The organism is Streptomyces sp. C, from assembly GCF_000158895.1.
In the GTDB taxonomy this organism is placed as follows: Bacteria; Actinomycetota; Actinomycetes; order Streptomycetales; family Streptomycetaceae; genus Streptomyces; species Streptomyces racemochromogenes.
In genome coordinates this window covers 7115910-7119715 of record NZ_GG657750.1, presented here as the reverse complement: position 1 = coordinate 7119715, position 3806 = coordinate 7115910, and the positions used below count along the sequence as shown (strand labels likewise).

Annotated in this window: 3 protein-coding genes and 1 pseudogene; 1 reads left to right on the top strand and 3 read right to left on the bottom strand. The window is 78.0% G+C overall.

Features of this window, described 5'->3' with window-relative positions; genetic code table 11:
- The first annotated feature begins 169 nt into the window (after positions 1–169).
- Positions 170–565, top strand: coding sequence for a hypothetical protein (locus SSNG_RS31845; protein WP_042802469.1), 396 nt, complete (start codon positions 170–172; stop codon positions 563–565).
- Here SSNG_RS31845 and SSNG_RS31840 read toward each other — a convergent pair.
- From SSNG_RS31840 to SSNG_RS31825, 3 genes and pseudogenes are all read right to left on the bottom strand, one after another.
- Positions 483–1669: pseudogene (locus SSNG_RS31840) on the bottom strand (anhydro-N-acetylmuramic acid kinase). The gene SSNG_RS31845 and the pseudogene SSNG_RS31840 sit on opposite strands and share 83 nt — an antisense overlap.
- Positions 1666–3309 carry an MFS transporter gene (locus SSNG_RS44305; protein WP_241695166.1) on the bottom strand — a complete coding sequence of 548 codons (1644 nt, stop codon included), beginning with the start codon at positions 3307–3309 and terminating at the stop codon, positions 1666–1668. Before SSNG_RS44305 ends, SSNG_RS31840 begins: the two are co-directional and overlap by 4 nt.
- A gap of 3 nt (positions 3310–3312) precedes the next feature.
- Positions 3313–3806: L,D-transpeptidase (locus SSNG_RS31825; protein WP_007268056.1), on the bottom strand; the 494-nt coding region annotated here is incomplete at its 5' end.

Here is a 3806-nt window from a genome sequence, read left to right as displayed (position 1 = left end):
GGGATCCGCCTGAGCCGCGGCGAGGGCTGGGCGCTGGCGTCCGGCCGGCTCTTCGACCGGGGCGGGGTCGCCGCGGCCCTCGACGGCGGGATCGGGGGCCGGCTCGCCCTGGCCACCCGGCTGGAGGTCCGCGGGCTGCCGGGGCGCCGACCGCAACGACGCGGCGCTGGTGCACTCCGCCTTCGCGCTGGACGGCGCGGGGTTCGCGGCGCACGTCGCGGGCGCGTACGCGGCGGCCGTGGTCGACGCCCGCGCCGAACCGGTGCTGGTACTGGCCGCCGCCGGGGCGGGCGGCACCCCGCTCTACTACCACTGGGAGCCGGACGGGGGCCGGTTGTGCTTCGCCTCCGCCCTGCCGGCGCTGCTCGCGCTGCTGCCGGACCGGCCGGGGCCGCGGGTGCGGGTGCTGCCGCCCGGCACCACGGCCGTCTGCTCCCGGAGCGTCCGCCCGCGTCCGGCGCCCCGCGCGGCCGCGGCCGGGCTCACGGCGGCGGCCCGACGGCGATCCGTACCGGCGGCCGGGAGGGCACGGGCGGAAGCCGCAGGGGTGTGCGCCCCGGGGTGAGGGAGCCGAGCACCCGGGGCCCCCGCGCCCCGGTGCACCACAGGGGGCGTTGCCGGGCAGGCCGTGCAGGGCGAGGTAGCCGAGGAAGGGGAAGGCGTACGCCTCCTTGGCGGCGGCGGGCAGTCCCAGGGCCGCCGAGTCCAGCAGGGCGGTGCGCGGGGGCAGTTCCTCGCGGAGCATGGCCATGAGGGCCGGGTTGCGGGTGCCGCCGCCGGAGGCGACGACCTCGGTGACGCGCAGCGGGCGCAGCGCGTCGGCGACGGTCCGGGCGGTGAGCCGGGCGAGGGTGGCGAGGAGGTCCTGCGGCGGGAGGGGGGCGCAGCCGTCGAGGGCGGCGCGCAGGTGGCCGTGGTGGAAGAGCTCCTTGCCGGTGGTCTTGGGCGCGGGCAGCCGGTAGTAGGGCTCGGCGAGCAGCCGCCTCAGGAGCGGCTCGTGGACCCGGCCGGCGGCGGCGAGGGCGCCGTCCTCGTCGTATCCGAGCCGGCCCGCGGTGAGTTCCCGTACGGCGGCGTCCATCAGGGCGTTGCCCGGGCCGGTGTCGAAGGCGACGGGCGGGCCGGCCTGCGGCAGGGCGGTGAGGTTGGCGATGCCGCCGATGTTGAGGGCGGCGGGCGTGCCGGGGCGGCCGCGCAGCAGCATCAGGTCGACGAGGGCGACCAGCGGGGCGCCCTGGCCGCCGGCGGCGATGTCGCGGGGGCGGAAGTCGGAGACGACGGGGCTGCCGGTGGCTTCGGCGATCCAGGCGGGGCGGCCGAGCTGGAGGGTGCCGTGCACCTGGCCGGCGTCGGTCCAGTGGTAGACGGTCTGGCCGTGGGAGGCGATCAGGTCGGCGCGGCCGGCGCACAGTTCGCGGTCGGCGCGGGCCGCGAGGCCGGCGAAGGCCTGCCCGATGCGGGTGTCGAGGAGGCAGACGTCGGCCAGGGTAGTGGGAGCGGGCGGCAGGGCCGCCGCGAGGGCGTCGCGCAGTCCGTCCTGGTAGGGGGCGCTGACCAGCCCGAGCGGGACCAGCCGCAGGGTCTCGCCGCCGTCCTCCGGGGTGAGGCGGGCGGCGGCCGCGTCGACGGCGTCGTACGAGGTGCCCGACATCAGGCCGATCACCCTCATCGCAGGGGCCCGCGGTGGTCGTCGCCGCGCAGCCCGGCCAGGGCGAGGGCGCTGAGGGCACAGGTGCCGGCGGCGTAGTAGGCGGGGACGTCGCGGTCGCCGGTGGCGGCGGTCAGGGCGGTGATGACGAGGCCCGCGCAACCGGAGAACACGGCGCCGGTGAGGGCGTACGCCAGCCCGAGCCCGGTGCAGCGCACCCGGGCGGGGAACATCTCGGCGAGCATGGCGGGCCCCGGGCCCGCGAGGAGCCCGACGGTGGCGCCCGCGCCGAGGACGGCGGCGGCCTTGGCGGGGGCGCCGGCCGCCGGGTCCTGGAGGAGGTGGAGCAGCGGGAGCGCGAGGAGGGTGACGCCGAGGGCCCCGGTGAGCATGACGGGGCGGCGGCCGATCCGGTCGCTGAGGGTCCCGGCGGGCAGGATGGCGGCGGCGAAGCCGAGGTTGGCGAGGGCGGTCGCGGTCAGGGCCTGCCGGAAGGAGGCGCCGAGGGTGGCCTGGAGGTAGGAGGGCAGCACCACGAGGAAGGTGTACCCGGCCGCGGACCATCCCATGATCCGCGCGACCCCGAGGAGGACGGCGCGGGCCGTGCCGGACCCTCCGGGGGGCGTGGGTGCGGGGGCGGAGCCGCTCGCGGCGGGGCCGGTACCCCTGACGGCGGTGCCGGTGCCGACGGGGCCGGGCCGCTGCGCGGGGCCGGCCCCTCCCCGCCCTTCCACCGTTCCCAGGGGCTCTGCCCCTGACCCCGATACCGGGCGCTCCGCGCCCGGTGCGCCCAAACTCCCCCGGCTACCGCTGGGAGGTGCCTCCAGCCCCGCCGGCGATTGAGTCGCGGGGGTCCGGGGCGGAGCCCCGGGGAACGGAGGAAGGGCGGGGCGGGGAGCAGCCCGCGGCGCGGCACCCGGCAACGGCGGTACGGCTTCCGGCGGTGCGGGGGCGGTCGTGGGGGCCGGCGCCGGCCGTGGGGCCTGCGCCGGCGGGTCGTCGGGGAGGCCGGCGCGGAGCCGGTACGCGGTCAGGCCGAGCGGCAGGGCCAGCAGGAAGGGGATGCGCCAGCCCCAGGCGTGCAGGGCCGCCGGCGTGAGCAGTCCGGCCAGGAGGGCGGCGACGGCCGCGCCGGCGAGCAGGCCCAGGGCGACGGTGAAGGACTGCCAGGCTCCGTGCCGGCCCCGCCGGGCCGGCGGGGCCGATTCCGTCATCAGGGCCACGGCTCCGCCGAACTCCCCGCCCAGGCACAGCCCTTGCAGTACGCGCAGCAGGGTGAGCAGCCAGGGCGCGGCGACGCCGATGGTGTCCCGGTCGGGGAGCAGCCCGATCAGGGTGGTGGCCAGGGTCATCAGGGCGATGACGAGCACCAGGGCGGTGCGGCGGCCCGCACGGTCGCCGATGCGGCCGAAGAGGACGGCTCCGGCGGGCCGGAAGAAGAAGGACACCGCGAAGGACCCGTAGGTGGCGACCAGCGGGCCGGCGCCGCTCTGCCCGGCCGCGTGCGCGGGGGTGAAGAACCGGTCGGCGATGACCGTGGCGAAGGCGCCGTAGACGCCGAACTCGTACCACTCGGTGAAGTTCCCGGCGGAGCCCGCGAGCAGCACCCGGCGCGGTCCGGCGGCGGACCGCGCCGGGCGGGGCGGCGCGAGGGGGGACACCGCTCAGGTCGTGGGGTCGAGGCGGGAGGGGGCGTCCGGCGTGCGGTGCCCGGCGGCCGCCGGGGTCAGGGCGCTGCCCGAGAGCCAGGTGCGCCAGTCCACGTTCCAGTCGCCGATGCCGTTGCCGAAGGGGTCCATCCGCTCGCCGCCGCTGTTGACCACCTCGACGATGTCGCCCTCGCGGACGGTCTCGTAGAACCAGGCGGCGTCCTCGGTGGACATGCCGGTGCAGCCGTGGCTGACGTTCTCCTCGCCCTGCGCCTCGACGGACCAGGGCGCGGCGTGGACGTACTCCCCGCTCCAGGTGACCCGGGTCGCGTAGAGGACGGGGAGGTCGTAGAACTCCTTGGTGCCCTTCTTGATGCCGACGCTGTCGCCGCGCATGCGGACCTTGGCCTCCTTGCCGAGGACGACCTTGATGCCGCTGCGGGTCAGGAAGCCGGCCTTTCCGGTGGTGACGGGGATGGTCCTGATGACGCGTCCGTTGCGGCGTACGG